Genomic DNA, 18,973 nt, shown 5'->3' with positions numbered 1-18,973 from the left:
ATCTTTATTTATCGTTTCCCTCCACATCCTCCGGACGTCGCCCTTCTGCCATCAGCCGTTCCAAGTTCTTTCTGGCACGGTACGGGTCCACTCCCACCGCCTTACGGAACCAGTCAGCGGCTTCCTCCAACTTCCCTTCGGCGTAAGCCAGAACACCCAAGTCGTTCCACGCACGGGGATCTGCGCGAAAACGCTCCAGATAGTGCCGGGCGGAGACGGTGTCACCCGAAAGCAAAACGGCGGAAGCCGCGTTGATATGGGCTACAGGATCGTCGGGGAAGTGGTAGGCGGCGATCTCGTAAATCTCACGGTACTGCTCCGTGCCCGGACGGTAGTAGCGGGCGACGCGGTACATCTCCTGCAGCGAAAGCAGCTGGGGGTGCGTATAGACCAGGCGCGCGGCTTCTTCAGGAGCCACGTGGCGGACGTCGTAACGCACCACCACACCGATGCGGCGGAGCAAGGGGAAAAGACGGGCGGACATCTCGCGATAGGGAACACCGCCACGGAGCACCATCAGGTCACGCTCGCGGCCCTCAAAGATACCCGTACCCGAGATCACAGCGAGGGACTCTTCCCAATAGGCGGGGCGATAAGCCCGAAGGAGCTCGCAAAGCCGGTCCCAGTCCTCCGCCACATGGGAGACACGGAAAAGACTCCGGGACAGACTATAATGGGAAGACATATAATCCACAAAACGATCGGCACGAGCACGGGAAAGCGCGTCGTTGTCATAGTAGGCACCCTCGGGGGAGGCATAGCCACAAACCTCGAGACGGCGGATCGTGGAGAGGCTGTCTCCGCGCAGGGGCAGCAGCAAGCTGTCCAGGCGGGAGAGTTCAAGGGCATTGTTGCGATAGCCACGCTCCACGTGATGGCGTCCCTGCGGATAGTCTATATACAAGGTGACATACCCCGTACGGTGTTTTTCCGACTCAAGATCGGGATCGAGCCAAGAGACCATCGCTGCACAGGGAAGACACCGGACGGAGGATTCCACAGGAGTGGAGGATCCCGAAGATCCGGCAGAGCTACCGTATGTGGCAAAAACGGAGGATTCCGGAAATCCGGAGCTATCGGAAGCAGGATCTGCCAACCCAAGTATGGGAAGCAAAGTGTCCACGGTCAGAAGTTCTAAATCGCAGCAGTCTTTGGACTCCTGCATCAGGGCCAGGGAGGCCGTGCGCATCCAAGGGCTGTAGGCTATGCAGACGGAGTAGAACACCGTATCACGGCGGTCGCGGGGATTTCCGGGAAGGATACAATACGGCTCACGAAGATACCCAGACGAGGAAAGCGCACGCTCACGACGGTCGAAACGCAGACGGCGTTGGCCTGACACCAACACAGGGGGAAGCTCAACAATACGCCCCGGGGCACGAAGGACGGGAGTAAACGTATAGCTCACCCAAGGGCGGGCAACCACCATTCCGAGGTCCAGACGAAGACTCACCCGCAGGCTGTCATCGGACAGACGCACAGAGAGGGAACCCACCTTGACCCCGAAACCGAAGGCGCACGAGGGAAAGAGGGAAAGCAACAGGAAAAGCGGGCCTGTCAGCAGAAGGGAGCGGAAGGGGTGTTTCATGTTCGTCTCTTTAAGAGGGGTTAGCGGATAAAATAAATCAGTGAAAGACTCGTACGCGTGGGACCGAAATAGTGGCGGCGGTAACTGCCCGTACGTTCGGCGCACTCCACGCAGCGGTATTTGTCATAGTCAAGCCGGGCGTATCCACCGCCGATGACCGCCTCAAGCCCCCAACGCTCGCCAAACGCCCAATGGTAGCCGTAGGAGATGCCACCGCCATAGAAGTCGCCCCGGTAGATACGGTCCTTCATACCTGAAAGGAAGGGAATCTGACCGACATTGAAATGCCCGTAGTGCCCATGGATGCCCAAGAAATGTCCTTCGAAGCGCTGGCAGAACCAGTAACGAAACTCAGGACGTGCCAGGTAGAGGTTGAGCTTCATCCCGTTGCCGAACTTCCAAGCGTTGTAGGCACCTCCGGCCTCGAACGTCAGTCGGCGAGATACGGAAAACTCCAACGAGCCATTCGGAGTGGTAGTGGCCCAAAGGAGCAGGTCGCTCTTCAGGCAGACACGCTGGCAATGCAGCGGCAGGGTGAAGAGCAACAGCGGAAAAAAAAACGACAGGCGGAGGGAAAGGGCAGACATACTTCGGGCGTTAAAAGGGTTACAAATCAGGCAGACGGATCTCCGAGCAGTCCAGATGCTCACCTATAGCTTCCAGAGTATCAAGGAGGTTGATGCGATGGCAGGGATGGCACAACTCGTAGCCGCAAAGTGACGAATCCAGAAGAGGAGACTTGAGCCCCACAAGACCACCACATACGAATTTGGATAGCACAGAAGCTGATGTATCGCCGAAAACACCGTACCTGTTCGTAGAAAGTACGGATACCAAAGAGGGAGTGTCATAAAGTACCGCTATGGCCACTCGAGTTAATAAACTTAGTATCAATGCATTAGTTGTTATGTAAATGTTTTGTTATGTGATAAAAGACATGAGATATGTTTCAAATAACGTACGTCTTTTGAAACATTATTGAAACATATATTATTTTATTAAGAAGAAGGGAAAACTTACAGATAAAAAGAACATGGGAAAAGAAGCTAAACAATGAAATTTCAATTAATAAAATCGATAAATATAGAATATTTATATTTTTATTATTAAACATTTTGATATATATAAAAAATGCCTTATCTTTGTGTTTCAAAAGACGTACGTTTTTTGAAACATTGCAATCAGCGAATATATACCACTGATTATAAGTAAATTAAACTCCAAAAGAGGTATTCATTATATCTTTTACCATATTTTCTCAGACTTCTTGATTTATTTCTTAGAGACAAGTAATTTAATTTTTCGATTTATTTGTTTATATTTTAACTTTATCATATCATGAACAAAAAACAGGGAAAAAACAAGGATCAAGGATGCAAACAATCAGATCAACACCAAATCACTTCGGAAGAAATTAACTGAAAAACAAAGAGATAAACCAATATTATTACTGGATGAAAAACTAGAAAAATACAGAAAACGGGCAATGGTGTAAAGATGTAGAGATAATAGGTTATTCCGCAATAACCCGTTACTTCCGCAACCGTCTTGGAAAGGAGATGCGAAAAGGGTGTAGCCCTGAAGACGTTTGGGTGTAGCCATCTGACTGTTAAGGCTACACCCTCACAACCGGATGGCTACACCCAAACGGAAAGCTATCAAGACAGAGATACCTTAATCAAGGTATTTAGGGAAATAAATAACATGCGATACAAGATAATAAATATAATTTTCACAGTCTCAATTTACTTATAACCAACTTCTCATTTATATATAAAGTGATAGGTCCAAATATATACAGCAAAAGTACAACTTCTTATTTAATTCTCCGTTTTATGCATCATCTTTCAATTATTTTATTCACTACACATCCATTTAGAGGGTCTCTATCTTTCATCAAAACAGTCCGGGATAAATCTCCCCTCCTGTTTCGCTTACATTAAGAGTCTGTAAGAGTTTACCGTCCGGAGAATAAAACAACTGAAATTCCGAATCAGTGTCATATTCCTCCACTTCGATTATGATGACCGCCGGCTGCTTGGGAAAAGTGATGATTCTTACATCTTCCAATTGCATGGACGCCATCGTACTTTGCATAAAGGCCTTTGCCACAACAGGAGGAACAGCCTCCAAAGATTCGACATCGGTCTCTGTCATCAACCATTTACCTTTATCACTGAACCAGACGTTTAGCTCCCGTCCTTTCACCCTGATATCGGCAATGTGATAATCTCCTTTTCGTTCCCAATCGACCGTGGTCACTTTAGGATACATTTTCTGAAAGGCTTCCTGCACTTTATCGGGAGGAGGAAAACCGGCTGAAAAAACAGTGGTGGAAATGAATAACAACATTGCCATCAACAAAAGGGGGTTAAGCTTCTTTATCATTTGGGTTTCTATTAATTTAAGTTTGATACAACAACAACGTCAAGCGGATTTTGTTTGTGGATTTATTCCACAAAATTGTGGTGAATTCCACATTTACATCCCTGTATTATACTTCATTAGTGCCTTATACCATCTTTTCACATCTGGCATAATCTTTGTCTACTTCATCAATTAGTTTCTTTTCAGAGAAACCGGAATAATTGTATCACTTAAAAGAAAAATTATGAAAAAGTAGAAGAAAACAAAAACTAACAAGACTTCGATTCCGAAATGAGGACGGAGTTGCAAAAGAAGTAAAAAACTGAAAAACATGTTTAACTCAAACCTATTAATTTATGACGAAAAAAAGTAACCTATCCTTAAGGTTTACAAGAGTATGGGAAAAACACTGCCTGAAAACAGTAGTTGCTACTTTGTTGCTGTGGTGCGCACAGTCGGCACAAGCGACGACCGATACTTACAAAACACAAGCGACTGCCAGTATACAACAACAAACCGTGAAAGCCACCGGTGTAATAATCGACAACACGGGTGAACCACTTATCGGAGTTTCCGTAAAAGTGCAGGGCACCAATACGGGAACCATCACCGACCTGGACGGAAAGTTCTCTATTGACACTCCCAAAGGAGCTATCCTCGAGTTTTCATTTATCGGTTACAAAACTGTCACAACGGAAGTGACCGGAAAGGAACTCCATATCACCATGCAAGAAGATTCAAAGCAACTGGATGAAGTGGTAGTTGTGGGCTATGGTTCACAAAAGAAAGTAAACGTTACCGGATCTGTAAGTATGGTCAATGCGGACGTCCTGGAGTCGCGCCCCGTACAGAATGTGTCACAGGCACTGCAAGGAGTTATTCCGGGACTGAATATGTCCGTGGGCAGTAGCGGTGGTACACTGGATGGCGAACTAAACGTAAACATCCGAGGAGCAGGTACGATAAGCGATGGTTCGAGCAGTAGTCCGTTGGTACTGATCGATGGAATCGAAGGAGACATGAATACAGTCAACCCGAATGATATTGAATCGGTATCTGTACTGAAGGATGCAGCTTCTTCATCGATCTATGGTGCGCGTGCGGCATTCGGGGTCATCCTGATCACTACGAAGAGTGGTAAAAGTGGCAAAACACGTGTAAACTATTCGGGTAATGTACGTTTCTCGGATGCCATTCAGTTGCCTGACATGGTGGATTCTTACACCTTTGCGCAGTATTTTAACCGGGCTTCGACCAATGGTGGGGAATCTCCTACCTTTGACGAAAAAGCATTGCAAAATATTCTGGACTTCCAAAACGGAAAGTTTACCGATCCTTCCACTCCCGAGTATTACGGGCTGGAAGCTGGACCGGACGGCAAATGGAAAAGCTATGCAGGATCATTTGCCAATACAGACTGGTTTAAAGAGTTTTACAAAAGCTGGACACCCTCTACGGAACACAACCTCAGTATCAGTGGAGGAACAGAAAAGCTGACTTATATGATCAGCGGCAGTTTCCTGAATCAGAATGGCCTTATCAAGCACGGCGAAGATAACTTCAACCGTTATACGATGAATGCTAAAATCTCGGCAAAACCTGCGGAGTGGATCACGTTAAACTACACGAGCAAATGGACCCGTGAAGACTATGACCGCCCAACTTACATGACAGGCGCATTTTTTCATAACATTGCCCGCCGCTGGCCGACCTGTGCTCCTATGGATCCGAACGGTCATTACATGCCCAATATGGAAATCATTCAGTTGGAAGAGGGAGGTGTGCAAACGAGCCAGAAAAACTGGTATACCAATCAGCTGCAAGCTATCTTCGAGCCCGTCAAAGACTGGCGAATTGTAGTAGAGGGAAGTATGCGTACCTATACACGAAAGCAACATTGGGCAGTATTACCGATCTATGGATATGACGTGAACAACAAACCTTACTTATTGTCGTGGAACGGTGGAGCGGCCGGATATTCAGAGGTTCAGGACGAACGTGAAGATGAAGATTACTTCTCCGGCAACATTTACAGCGACTATGCAAAAACAATCGGTGATCATTATTTTAAAGTGATGGGTGGTTTCAACGCCGAACTTTTCCGGCCAAGCGGAATGACCGGATTCGGAACTGACCTGATCAGTTCGAATGTTCCTTCTTTAGGATTGACTCAGGACAATCAGAAGGCAAATGCATGGGCACGCGAAAGAGCAATTGCCGGTTTCTTCGGACGTGTGAACTATAACTACAAAGAGCGGTATATGTTAGAAGCCAATCTGCGTTATGACGGTTCTTCACGGTTTGTAGGCGATAAGCGTTGGGGATTGTTCCCTTCTTTTTCAGCCGGATGGAATATCGCACGTGAAGATTTCTTCCGTCCTTTGGCCGGTATTATCGGCACCTTAAAGCTGAGGGGCTCTTGGGGGCAGCTTGGCAACAACAACACGGATAAGGCCAATGCCTGGTATCCCTTTTATCAAAATATGATTACGGGATCTGCCAATTCCGGATGGCTGATCGACGGCAAGAAACAAAATACAGCTCAACTGCCGGGCATCGTTAATTCACTGATGACATGGGAAACCATTGAATCATGGGATCTCGGTCTGGATTTTGGTTTGCTCAATAATCGCCTGACAGGATCGGTCGGTTATTATAACCGTTACACATACGATATGATAGGTCCTGCTCCTATATTACCCCCCGTACTGGGAGCTCTACCCCCTCAAGTGAACAACTGCGACATGAAGTCATACGGTTGGGAGCTGGAGCTCTCATGGAGAGACCGCATCAGCGAGTTTGATTATAGTGCGCGATTCGTTTTATCTGATGGAAAACGTAAGATACTGAAATATCCAAACCCGACGAATTCACTCTCTTCGGACGTATACTATAATGGACAGATATTGGGTGACATCTGGGGATACAAAACTGTTGGTATCGCACAAACCCAAGAGGAAATGAATGCGCACCTGGCCAACGGAGGCACACCCAACTGGGGAACAAACTGGGGAGCCGGTGACATTATGTATGCAAACCTGGATGGAAAAGAAGGGGTTAACAACGGATCGAACACTCTGGAAGATCATGGTGACTTAACAATTATCGGTAACAGCACACCCAGGTATAATTTCGGTCTGACACTGACCGGAGCATGGAAAGGATTCGATTTCTCAGTATTCCTGCAGGGAGTGATGAAAAGAGATTACTGGTTGGACGGTCCGTACTTCTGGGGAGCAAATGGCGGATTATGGCAATCAACTGCATTCAAAGAGCACATGGACTATTGGCGTCCGGTAGGTGATCCTCTCGGTGCAAACACTAATGCTTACTACCCAAAACCCTATTTTAATACGGATAAAAACCAGAAAGTACAAAGCGGATATCTACAGAATGCCGCATATTGCCGTCTGAAGAATGCCCAGATTGGCTACACTCTGCCCAAAACATGGACCCGGAAAGCAGCAATGGAATCGGTACGTGTTTATGTGTCCGGAGACAATCTGTTGACCTTCTCGGGAATCAGCGGAGTATTTGATCCGGAATTATTGGGTAGCGACTGGGGAGACGGTAAGCTCTATCCTTTGCAGAGAACGATTTCTATTGGCTTAAATGTTAACTTCTAATTTTACCAGACAAATGATGAAACTAAAACTGAAACATATCTGTTTCTGCTCGTTAATCGGAATGGGCGGACTGGCACTGACTTCATGCAACGACTTCCTGGACCGTTCGCCAATCAGTGATATCACTCCGGAAGATTACTTCAACACAGTAGATCAAGTGGGAAGCTATGTTATCAATTACTATGACGACTACCTTGAAAATTCAAATACAACCAAGATGTATCACCAAAGGGCATGGAACTCCGGAGTGGTAAGAAATGATGCTAACACCGACAATTTATTGAGTGATGATGGAAACCTTGATTATTTTGCGGGAAACAAACAGGTGCCCGAAGGGAAAAACATTCAGGAACCTCTGAACCGTATTCGTGTGTGGAATTATCTCTTTGAACAAGTACTGCCGAAAGAGAAAGAGGGTACGATTCCCGGAGATGCAGAATTGTTGAAGCAGTATATCGGAGAGGCTTATTTCTTCCGTGCCCTGGCGTATTATAACGCATTGGTACGTTTTGGCGATTATCCCATCATTACCGAAGTATTGCCGGACGACTCCGAAACACTGATCAAGAAAAGTCAGCGCGCACCACGCAATGAAGTGGCACGCTTCATTCTAAAAGATCTTGACGAAGCTATCAGTCGCCTGAAAGAACGTGGTTTCCAGAATAACCAGCGTATTAACAAACAGGCTGCATTGGTGCTGAAATCAAGAGTTGCACTGTTCGAAGCAACCTTCGAGAAATATCATCAGGGAACGGGGCGCGTACCGGGTGATCCAACATGGCCCGGAGCCGTAATGAGCTATAGCAGTGGAAAAACATTCGATATAGCAGGAGAAATAAACTTCTTCCTGACGGAAGCAATGCAAGCAGCGGCAGCAGTTGCCGATCATGTTCAACTGGCAGAAAACTCGCATGTAATGAATCCTCCATACAATACACTTTATGGGTGGAATCCTTATTTCGAAATGTTCAGCCAGCCGGATCTTTCGAATGTGGAAGAAGTACTGCTGTGGAAACAATATAACCTGTCACTTACCGTATCACATTGTGTAGGTGCACGCCTTAAAAACGGAGACCGCACCGGACTGACACGTTCACTGATCAAAACATTTCTGATGAAAGACGGTATGCCTATCTATGCAAGCAACAATGCTATTGATGACAGAACGGTTTCTGATGAAAAGAAAGACCGCGACGAGCGCTTGCAACTGTTTGTGTGGGGAGAAAAAGATGCGTGGATGACAGATGAAAGAGCAGATACAGTGAAGAATTACAATAAGGACCAGGCGGGAAACATGGTGACGAATCCGATACCTGTACCTTGGGTAAAATCTACAGTAATCAGTGATCAGGAACAGACACGTGATATCACCGGTTATCGTTCCCGTAAGTTCTATCCGTATGATGACGAACAAAGCAGATCGGACGAATTGCTGGGGACCAATGCCTGTCCTATTTTTCGTGCTTCCGAAGCATATCTTAACTACATCGAGGCTTGTTATGAGAAGAATGGTTCGTTAGACAGTAAGGCACAGGACTACTGGAAAGCCATTCGCAGACGTGCCGGTGTCGATGAAGACTATCAGAAGACGATCAATAGTACGGATCTGAGCCGCGAAGACGACCTCGGAGTTTACTCGGGAGACCGAATGGTAGATGCGACGCTTTACAACATTCGCCGTGAGCGCCGCTGCGAATTTATCGCCGAGGGCATGCGCTGGGATGACCTGAAGAGATGGCGCTCTTGGGACCGGTTATTTACACAACCATACATTGTAGAAGGCATCAACTTCTGGGATGAAGCCTATAAACTCTACACAACCACGGATAAAGACGGTAATGAAAAGTCTGCTGTAGTAGCCGATGGCAGCACATCTGCCAACATGTCGCCGAAATCGGATGGGAAATACGTACGACCACTGCGAAGGACACAAACGAATAATCAACTTTATGACGGATATACCTGGAAAAAAGCTTATTATCTGGAGCCACTCGGACTACAGGATTTGCAATTATCGGCCACCAATCCGGAAGACATCAATACATCCATGATGTATCAGAATCCATATTGGCCTGTCGGTACAGGAAAAGCGCTTGAGTAATGTCGCCGAATACGTAAAACCATAATATAACAAAGTTCACCACAGAGTTTATACAAGGTATGTTTGCCGATGTATCCTGTGGTGAACAAAATCAAACCTCCGAATGAACCTAAGCCAAGTCTTTTAAGTTATATGATATATAGAAAAGAATAAAATCTGATTTGATCAGATCAGACCGACTACAATAAACAACAACTTTAAAATATAGGAAAGTATGAATGTACATGAAGAATTATTCGGTGGAAATATACCACAAGATGTAACTGAGAAACAAGGCGAAAACGCTATTTTTATTGTTTATGGACTGAAGCAATCGGACGATGCAATCAAGCAAGTAAAAGATGTATGTGCTAACTTCTCCGCCCTGATACGCAGTATGCGTAACCGTTTTCCTGATATGCAATTTAGCTGCACGATGGGGTTTGGTGCCGATGCCTGGAGCAGACTTTTTCCGGAGTTGGACAAACCTAAAGAGTTAAGTACCTTTGAAGAGATAAAAGGAGATAAATATATAGCTGTATCTACCCCGGGCGACCTGTTACTGCACATCCGGGCTAAACAGATGGGTCTCTGTTTTGAATTTGCCTCTATAATTGACGAAAAACTCAAAGGTGTGGCAGAATCCATCGATGAAACACACGGGTTCAGATATATGGACGGAAAAGCGATCATCGGTTTCGTAGACGGTACGGAGAATCCGGCCGTAGATGAAAACCCTTATCATTTTGCGGTTGTCGGTGACGAAGACCCGCAATTCGCAGGAGGCAGTTACGTTTTTGTGCAGAAATATATCCATGACATGGTAGCATGGAACTCGCTTCCGGTCGAAGCACAAGAAAAGGTGATTGGCCGCCGCAAATATAATGATGTGGAATTGTCGGACAAAGAGAAGCCGCAAAATGCCCACAATGCCGTAACCAATATCGGTGACGATTTGAAAATCGTACGTGCCAATATGCCGTTTGCCAACACTTCTAAAGGAGAATATGGAACATACTTTATTGGCTATGCCAGCACCTTCAGTACTACCCGCAAAATGTTGGAGAACATGTTTATTGGTGACCCTGTGGGGAACACCGATCGTTTGTTGGACTTCAGTACTCCGGTAACAGGCACATTGTTTTTTGTACCTTCGTACGATTTGCTTGCTACACTCGGAGAATAGTAATCACTCTCCATACAGTACAGTCTCCGCTATCCAGGCAAAAACATTGGCTATCAGTTTGGAGGCATTATTATTAATGGTCCCGGAATTATTGTTTATACGGTTATCGGTAGTAGACGTTGAACTGGATGCCGAACTGCCAATATCCGTATCTCCCCAATAAACGATTCTCCTTGAATAGTCAACGCCCAAAACAATACCTCCTGCAGATCCCATCAATATAGGAGTGATGCCTTTAGAAGCATCGGTATTAAGCAATATCTCACCATGAAAAGAATCGTAATTGCGTAAGGAAAAACCAGTGCTGACAGGAGTATATGGAGCAATGGTAAAAGGCCCGTTAGTAGTAAAGTAGCTATTACCATCCTCAAGAGTTGCCAAAGGATAGGGACCGGTATTACTCGTTAAAAAAGAAATGCCACTATTTCCACCCAATATCTCTTTTAATAAATTCTGGCTGACATCACTGGCATCATAAGAAACAATCAATACACGGTTCTTTTTAGCCTTCACCCAATTGTGCGCTTTCTGGGCATCCGAGATCCCGAATAAAGAATTGCTCATATAATGGACATAAACGACATCAAAAGCCGCGAAAAGAGCATCTGTCAGATTATTATTGCTCGCACTCACGCCAATCAGATTATATCCTCCGCATTCAACTGTTCCGGCCGGACCGAAATTATTTTGATTATTGAGTATTCCGCGAAGACCGGTTGCGCGCGCCTCTGCATTGCCAGAGCCAATTATATTCGTTCCTAAATATCCCAAACCGGCATTGAATGTTAAAAGATCAATTGTTTTGTAGGCAGCGACATCATATCTCTGCTGTATATTCACTAAAATACGCCATCGATGGGCTGTAATCATAAAGTTTTGAGTACGGCGGATATTGCTTGCCGAATTGTTCTGCAGAGCTGTAATCACCAGTTGACTCCCATTCTGTGTTTTTTCTACTTTAAAGAATTCATTTGCTAATGACTGGTCGGCGGTTCCTTGGGGAGCTCCTGCCGCATCGGCCCATTGTAAAGTATAATCCGGAAGATCGGTATTCACACTGATGATTCCTGCCGAACCAGCTTTGTTCTTGAGGATGATCTCTCGCGAAGACACCCCAAAATGATGTTCTCCATCGAAACTCATGTCAATGGTATAATCATCCCATGCCTGTACTTCGGCTACGATATGGGCGGAACGATTATTCGCCGCTTCGTCCGGACTACCCCACCCCGGACCTGAGACCTTCTTTATATTGAAAATATACTTATGATTACGAAGTACTTGCCCGAAAGCATTTTCAACATTATCGGGATCAAAATCCATACGGTAGTAACCCGGTTGATCACTTCCTTCATAATAACCCTCCACAATAATACAGGTTGCCTGACTAACCCGATTGTCCGGGGCTGGTGAATCGGCCTCAGGCAAGTAGAGTTGGGCTGAAAATTCATTCAGGTCCTCAGCAGGTACAGGATACAGGACACTGTTTACATTTCCGGTACTTCCGGCAGGTACGCTCGGAAGCGTAACCCTGACGACTCCGGTTTCATCGGGTATTATCTGTAAGTGGTCATTGGCACGATATGCTTTCACCCCTGACAGCTTAAAGTTTGCCACTTCCGTAGCTTTCACGTCTACCCGGGCAATGGAACGTAACATCTTTATCCCGGTAATATTATTTATAACCGTTGCTTCTAATCCGCCGGGCAATTCATACTCCCCATACATTGGAAAATCGGAAGTGATATTGTTGAACCGGAGATTGATGTTCTTTTTCACCAAATCTTCGCTATCATCCACCGAAGGCTCATTGGCTATTACCGCATCGGTAGCATTGGCTAATATGAGTAATTTTAAAGGCGAACTGCTTGATTTTAATAAAGCTTTAAAAGAAGCAGCGGATGAAGTGTTGTTGATGGATATGCCGGGTACACGGTACTTATATTTACCTTCTTCAAACACTAACACTTGAATCTCACTGATTTTAGACTCATGATCGGTCGTCGCAAATGTTCCTCGCGTCCGGGCATATGTAGTGGAGGCCGGTATGGTTATCACTAACCTTACCGATACATCCTCTGTATTATTTCTATCTGCATCTCCGGGCACTTCCATACTGTCGGTACATGACATATATAAAAGGCCGGTTATCAGAATAACCATTAATTTTTTCATTAGGGTTTAGGTTTATTTTCTCAGATACAAAGATGGACTTTTTCAGGAAGGAATCCGTGGCGTTTAATGAATGGTGTAAACAAAGATTTTTCTATTATCACATCTCACATGAATTTGTTGTCCAATTATGCAACAATCGGAAATGTGTGTAAAGACGTGTATCCATTTTCGAAACTTCGTCATAAACTTGTCACCAGTTCTTGTTGCCGGTTAAAGAAATGGATTCGCTGAACCTCACCACTCTGCGAAATCAAAGTTGAATACTTCTTTAATGACTGTATCCATACTTTCAAATGCTGAAATAGCAAATCATCTTTCGAAGTTATGGAATTAATAGAAAAGACCCCTATCAGGCATTGATGGTAGATATCTGTTTCTACATAACTATATGTAGACTCAAAATTGATATCGGATATATATATTTTCACATCTTTTCCGGATGAATATTTTCCCTGAGCTGAGATCTTCTCCAATTCATTCAGTAATACCAATAATTCCTTCTTTATTCTTTTTACACTGTCTTCTGATATCAGATTGATATTTAAGAAAAACTTGATCTCATTGACCAATCTGATAAATATCTCTTTATCCCATATATAATTGGTTGTCTGGAATAGCTGGGATAAATTTACAAATTCTTTTTGCTTGTCAATCAATTTTTCCGGAATCTCCAAATCTTCATAATGCCTGCCTGCATATGTGCTTTCATGTTGGTAAATCCATTTGAAAAGTTGGAATTTGGATAAGGCTTCATACTTTAAATACAGGGTTTGCGGAACGGTATTTGAGGAGGTACTTCTTTCCGAACTTTCCCGTTCAATCAATTGACCGAACAACTTTATATACGAATCAATAATAGAATAATAGGTCTCCGCAGGGCGTTGACATTGCAACATATTCAGATTAACAATAGCGTTGTCATTCAAATCGGCCCCTACTATTTTATCAAGAGAAATGCCCATGTGTTGAGATATGGTGGCAACTTCGGCAAAAGTGAACGGTACTTCACCCCGCAACCGCCTGTAAGTAGCTTCTTTGCCAAGGTAAAGAATGTCCATCAGCGCATTTGCAAGATTGTTCCCCTTGGGTAAGTATATTTTCATTGCATCTATTAAATCTGTATTTATATCACGCATAATCATTGTTTTTATATTTTTATCTGTAAACAAGTAATCTGTAACTTTTGTTGCGCCTATCGAAACGAACAATCCCTTTGATGACGGTGCGTTGCATTATCAGAGCTTTCTTTTTCAGGGGTTGCTTCAATAGACACTTTTTGTTTATAAATACATTTTTAAAGTCACAAATCGTTGCTGTCTGGAAGGTATATTTGTTATCTGAAAAAAACGTAGTATATCCACTTAAATAAAAAGATAATGAAAACAAGTAAAATCTTTATGACTACACTGGTTGCATTGACTATGGCCGCATGCAGCAATGACAATGATTGGGTTGACCAGCCCAGCAATCCGGACGTAATTGCCCCGGATGCATATGCCTCTTTTTCCATCAGCATTCCCCACGCATCGAAGACACGTGCAGTATCTACAGATCCGGGAATTGCAGCGGAAAATACAGTGAAATCCCTACATGTGTTTATTTATGACGCAGAATCTCCCAATACACCTACTGTAGCTGAATTTACGGTCGCAGGAGGCACACTCACACAGAAACCAGCCGGGAGTTCTACCTGGGTGACCAGCCAACCGGTCAGTACCAAAAAGACGGATAAATATATTTTTGCGGGAGTAAACCTTAATGCAGAAATAGTGAACTATATTACTTCTAATGGATTAGGTGCATTCAGCTATAAAGATTTCACACAAGAAATAACAAAATTGGCCGATCAAACAAATGGATTTGTCATGTTCAATAGTGCTTATCCGACCCTTACGCCCGCTACTGACTTATATGAGAAGAAAAGTGAAGCCGAAAACAATCACATAACCATTTCTGTAAATCGCGTCACTGCAAAAGCGGCGGTGTTCCAATCACAGAGCTTTGTAGTGAATGGAGGCGGAACGATGACAGATCTGAAGTTCGGCTGGAGAAACCTGAATAAAAAATTCTACTTTATTCAGGATAACAGGGACGCTCTCATCAAAGACTATAACTGGGCTAATTATACCGCAGCAGATTTTACGAGGGGAGCAGATGCCATCAACGTTTATGCTTCGGCTGATGTGCCTACCTCTTTTTCTTATGCTACGGAAAATGCATTCCAGTATATTTCGGGTACATCCAATGTGGATGCAGCAACTTTTATCAGTGTCAGCGGGGTATTTACACCCACTAACATCATATCTGCCAAAATAAATCCCCCTACAGTTGCGGCTGATTTTGAAATCATCGTGAATCCGAAACCGGCGGATAAAACATTCTTTGTCGTGCGGACTGCCGATGGTGTTGCCAATTACTTTATAGATGGACCTACGGCAGAAAAGTTTGCGGAGCTATGTGCCGCAAATACTCCGCAAATGCCATCTATCAATGGGGCCTACCTATTATCGGAGAATACGTATAGCAACGGATTGTGTTACTATCATATTTTTGTTAACAGTGATGCAGTCACACCACAGGCTCCTTATAATATCTACAGAAACCAATATTTTAAGATCAACATCAATTCTATACAAGCACCGGGAAATCCTTCGGATAACTTTGACAGCGGAGAACCAATCAAGCCTAATTCATGGATTGGAATCGACATCCAGATTATCCCTTGGGAGGTGATTGAAGAAGATCACGATTTATAACCAGCTAATTAATGTCCCACAGAATGTTCACCTGCAAGATAGAAGCCGGATTCAGAGTATTCATATTCATTATATTGCCTTTCGTACTCACGAATTGCATTCGGGAAGATATGTCCGGATGTCCCCGGGATGATGGAGGGTTGGCCCTCAAATTCAGCTATGATACAAATGCAGACTCAAGACAGAACACTCCACAAGGTATCGATCGGTTGGCTGTTTTCATATTCGATGAAAAAGGGCTTTTTATCTCTCAGGTAAACGATTCTATGACTTCAATCAATGACGATTATGTCATGGAGCTGCCTTACAAACAGGGCAGTTACCAATTTGTAGCATGGGGTGGCTATGATAAAAGTACTTATCAGACTTCTGAATGTGTGCCGGGAAAAACTTATATCGATGATTTCTTTCTATCTGTAAAACGTCAGGAGGACAACCGGGTAATCAATCAGCCCAAACTGCTCTATCACGGTATGCACGATATAGTCGGGCTTAACAGTAAAGAAAAAACAATTGTATTGATAAACTTGAAACAAATGACGAATCATATCCGGGTCATTGCTCATAATTTGAATCAAGACAGAAGTGACAACATTTATATAGAGGATAATAACGGTAAGTATGGATATGATTCACAATTCTCCGATGATGACCAGATAAGCTATATTCCCATTTATGAAGCATCATCGGGACAATCAGATCCGTTGATTGCCGACTTCAATGTAATGAGACTGGAAAAGGATAGAGAACCCCGGCTGCGAATTGCCGACAAAACAGGTACAATCCGCTATGATGAGAATCTTATTGGTAAACTCATAGGCGAAAATCCCAATATTGATTTTGAGCATAACCATGATTTCACCATTGAAATATCCTTCGATAACTACATCCCGGTCATTATCAAGATTAATGGCTGGGAGATAGTTAATGAAGAAATATAACTATAAACTGCAGAAGAATGAAACAAAGAAAGGTACACTCATATCAATGAGGATTCCGTGAAAGATGGCAACAGGTATCATGTCCTTTCCCGAATAGTGAGTAATGGACGGCAACAATACATCCATTGAATTTACACCGGCAGCAGAAATAGGGGCCAGTTTCCCAAAATATTTCCTGATCAGTGGTGCGCCCAGCAATGCCATCATTTCGCGGAAAATATTGGCCAGCAAAGCAATTGTACCAAGTTCCGTTGCCAACTGTAATCCTACAGAAGCTTCCTTAAACTGAGTAATCAAGATGGATGAAAGGGAATAATATGCAAATCCACTTCCCACTGCCATACAATCGAATACACTCCACTGACTCAACAATAAACTGGCAAAAGCTGAAAAAAGAAGGGTTCCGACAATAGTAGCTATCGGCACTAAAAGCATATTGGGGCGTAGACTTTTGATCAGAAATTTCAGATTCTTATTGCTTCCGATACTGATGCCAACCTGCAACATCAACGCATAAAGTATATACATAGAAAGATTGTGCATGTCAAACTGGAAATCATTGAAGATTCCGACCAAACAGCCTATACAGAAAAATGCGACAACAATCAGACTACCTTTCATGATTTTCCTCCTTTCTTGAAAAACAGGCGTAATACGAGAAAAGAAGCCAACATGCTGCCCAAGATACTTGAAGTGGCCAACACAATGGCTTGCCATCCGAATTTACCCAGATTATTTACGATTAAACTATTGGAGCCTATCGAAAGGCCCAGCACAAAAAGTAGCAGGAATATCGTAAGCGAAGTACTCTTTTCTACTTTCTCCAGAAATTTCAGGTTACGCAGCAAATAACCGATGCCAATACCTAAAAACATGATAGATATAATGGAAAACATACTCGTATATTTTAAAAAGTTACACAATGCAATCCCTGGCAACTTTTATGTATGAGCTGCCGGACAGATCCTCCCTTTCACCTTTATTTAATAAGGAAACGAAAAGAGATAAATCAAACTACAAAACAGGGAGTAATTCAGATAAATCCGCTAAACCAATGTACATGCACAATGCAGTGTCCGTACAGAATCTTATTTTCTCGCACGGCATTGTGTATGCTATATGTAGTAAACAATCGGTTCATATCATTCATTAATTACAGTGCAAAGGTAATACTATTGCGCATATTTTCCAAATAATTATGCAAAATATAAATAGTCATAGTAGTAGAATTACTCATAAAAAGACGATGAAAATCTTGCAGAACCTGTATTTTTCTTCGTATCTTTACAAACCGAAATAAAGGATATATCAATAAACATATAACGATATGGAAAACAGAAGTTTAGTAACCATAGCGGAGCATTCGAAAGAAAAAATCCTCTATATGCTCGAAATGGCGAAACAATTTGAGAAGAATCCCAACCGCCGGTTATTGGAAGGTAAAGTAGTGGCTACCCTATTTTTTGAACCTTCTACCCGCACCCGGCTAAGTTTCGAAACTGCTGCCAATCGCCTGGGCGCACGGGTTATCGGATTCTCGGATCCTAAAGCCACCAGCTCATCCAAAGGGGAAACTCTGAAAGATACAATTATGATGGTTAGTAACTACGCTGACGTGATTGTAATGCGGCATTTTCTGGAAGGAGCAGCACGCTATGCCAGTGAAGTGGCCCCAGTGCCTATCGTAAACGCCGGAGACGGAGCCAATCAGCACCCTTCACAAACAATGCTCGATCTCTACTCCATTTATAAAACACAAGGTACACTGGAGAATCTGAACATCTATCTGGTAGGTGACCTGAAATACGGACGTACAGTACACTCTTTACTGATGGCAATGCGGCATTTTAATCCGACTTTCCACTTCATTGCTCCCGAAGAGCTGAAGATGCCGGAAGAATATAAGATTTATTGCAAAGAACATAACATAAAATATGTGGAGCACACAGACTTCAACGAAGAGGTAATTAAGGATGCGGATATTCTTTACATGACCCGCGTACAACGTGAGCGTTTCACTGACCTAATGGAATATGAACGGGTGAAGAATGTATATATCCTGAAAGCGAAAATGCTCGAAAACACTCGCTCTAACCTCCGTATCCTGCATCCATTGCCACGTGTTAACGAAATAGCTTATGACGTAGACGATAGTCCGAAAGCATACTACTTTCAGCAGGCACAGAACGGTCTCTATGCCCGTCAAGCTATACTTTGCGATGTATTAGGAATCACTTTACAAGATATTTTATAA

At 43.7% G+C, this 18,973-nt stretch carries 14 protein-coding genes; 6 read left to right on the top strand and 8 right to left on the bottom strand.

The window, feature by feature from the left end; genetic code table 11:
* Positions 1 to 4: 4 nt before the first annotated feature.
* From R3O62_RS14810 to R3O62_RS14795, 4 genes are all read right to left on the bottom strand, one after another.
* Positions 5 to 1,588, bottom strand: coding sequence for a hypothetical protein (locus R3O62_RS14810; RefSeq protein WP_269109771.1), 1,584 nt, complete (start codon positions 1,586 to 1,588; stop codon positions 5 to 7).
* A gap of 20 nt (positions 1,589 to 1,608) precedes the next feature.
* Entirely contained in the window at positions 1,609 to 2,175 is a 567-nt protein-coding gene (locus tag R3O62_RS14805) for a DUF3575 domain-containing protein (protein WP_050496883.1), read from the bottom strand.
* 19 nt (positions 2,176 to 2,194) lie between these two features.
* Positions 2,195 to 2,482: a hypothetical protein gene (locus tag R3O62_RS14800; protein ID WP_137569099.1), complete on the bottom strand. Its 288-nt coding sequence runs from the start codon at positions 2,480 to 2,482 to the stop codon at positions 2,195 to 2,197.
* A 1,002-nt stretch (positions 2,483 to 3,484) separates the two neighbouring features.
* Positions 3,485 to 3,973 carry a PepSY-like domain-containing protein gene (locus R3O62_RS14795; protein WP_032531508.1) on the bottom strand — a complete coding sequence of 163 codons (489 nt, stop codon included), beginning with the start codon at positions 3,971 to 3,973 and terminating at the stop codon, positions 3,485 to 3,487.
* Positions 3,974 to 4,311: 338 nt separating this feature from the next.
* Between R3O62_RS14795 and R3O62_RS14790 the strand changes: the two genes are divergently transcribed.
* The 3 genes from R3O62_RS14790 (at position 4,312) to R3O62_RS14780 (ending at position 10,847) form a co-directional block, all read left to right on the top strand.
* Positions 4,312 to 7,581, top strand: a complete 3,270-nt coding sequence (locus R3O62_RS14790; protein ID WP_269109770.1) for a SusC/RagA family TonB-linked outer membrane protein — start codon at positions 4,312 to 4,314, stop codon at positions 7,579 to 7,581.
* Positions 7,582 to 7,597: 16 nt separating this feature from the next.
* Positions 7,598 to 9,682: a RagB/SusD family nutrient uptake outer membrane protein gene (locus R3O62_RS14785; protein ID WP_269109836.1), complete on the top strand. Its 2,085-nt coding sequence runs from the start codon at positions 7,598 to 7,600 to the stop codon at positions 9,680 to 9,682.
* A 214-nt stretch (positions 9,683 to 9,896) separates the two neighbouring features.
* Complete coding sequence (locus tag R3O62_RS14780) at positions 9,897 to 10,847, top strand: Dyp-type peroxidase (protein WP_269109769.1); 951 nt, start codon at positions 9,897 to 9,899, stop codon at positions 10,845 to 10,847.
* A 3-nt stretch (positions 10,848 to 10,850) separates the two neighbouring features.
* On the opposite strand, the gene R3O62_RS14775 is transcribed toward R3O62_RS14780, so the two are convergent.
* Positions 10,851 to 13,022 (bottom strand): fimbrial protein, encoded by a 2,172-nt coding sequence (locus R3O62_RS14775; protein ID WP_269109768.1) that lies wholly within the window; start codon positions 13,020 to 13,022, stop codon positions 10,851 to 10,853.
* Between the two features lie 179 nt (positions 13,023 to 13,201).
* Positions 13,202 to 14,158 carry a hypothetical protein gene (locus R3O62_RS14770; RefSeq protein ID WP_005805975.1) on the bottom strand — a complete coding sequence of 319 codons (957 nt, stop codon included), beginning with the start codon at positions 14,156 to 14,158 and terminating at the stop codon, positions 13,202 to 13,204.
* A gap of 240 nt (positions 14,159 to 14,398) precedes the next feature.
* On the opposite strand from R3O62_RS14770, the gene R3O62_RS14765 reads away from it, so the two are divergent.
* Together R3O62_RS14765 and R3O62_RS14760 are read left to right on the top strand one after the other, a co-directional pair.
* Entirely contained in the window at positions 14,399 to 15,778 is a 1,380-nt protein-coding gene (locus R3O62_RS14765; protein ID WP_005805972.1) for an Mfa1 family fimbria major subunit, read from the top strand.
* 23 nt (positions 15,779 to 15,801) lie between these two features.
* Positions 15,802 to 16,719 carry a FimB/Mfa2 family fimbrial subunit gene (locus R3O62_RS14760; RefSeq protein ID WP_005805970.1) on the top strand — a complete coding sequence of 306 codons (918 nt, stop codon included), beginning with the start codon at positions 15,802 to 15,804 and terminating at the stop codon, positions 16,717 to 16,719.
* On the opposite strand, the gene R3O62_RS14755 is transcribed toward R3O62_RS14760, so the two are convergent.
* On the bottom strand, positions 16,720 to 17,340 hold the full coding sequence (locus tag R3O62_RS14755) for a lysine exporter LysO family protein (RefSeq protein WP_005805967.1): 621 nt from the start codon (positions 17,338 to 17,340) through the stop codon (positions 16,720 to 16,722). It lies immediately after the preceding gene.
* On the bottom strand, positions 17,337 to 17,615 hold the full coding sequence (locus R3O62_RS14750; protein ID WP_005777620.1) for a LysO family transporter: 279 nt from the start codon (positions 17,613 to 17,615) through the stop codon (positions 17,337 to 17,339). Before R3O62_RS14750 ends, R3O62_RS14755 begins: the two co-directional genes overlap by 4 nt.
* A gap of 431 nt (positions 17,616 to 18,046) precedes the next feature.
* Here R3O62_RS14750 and pyrB point away from each other — a divergent pair, with 431 nt between their 5' ends.
* The gene (gene pyrB / locus R3O62_RS14745; RefSeq protein WP_005805962.1) at positions 18,047 to 18,973 is read left to right on the top strand and encodes an aspartate carbamoyltransferase; all 927 of its coding nucleotides are present in this window, start codon (positions 18,047 to 18,049) and stop codon (positions 18,971 to 18,973) included.

Source organism: Bacteroides hominis, assembly GCF_033042785.2.
GTDB lineage: Bacteria > Bacteroidota > Bacteroidia > Bacteroidales > Bacteroidaceae > Bacteroides > Bacteroides hominis.
The sequence above is the reverse complement of the archived record's forward strand: the minus strand, read 5'-3'. Positions and strand labels throughout refer to the sequence as shown.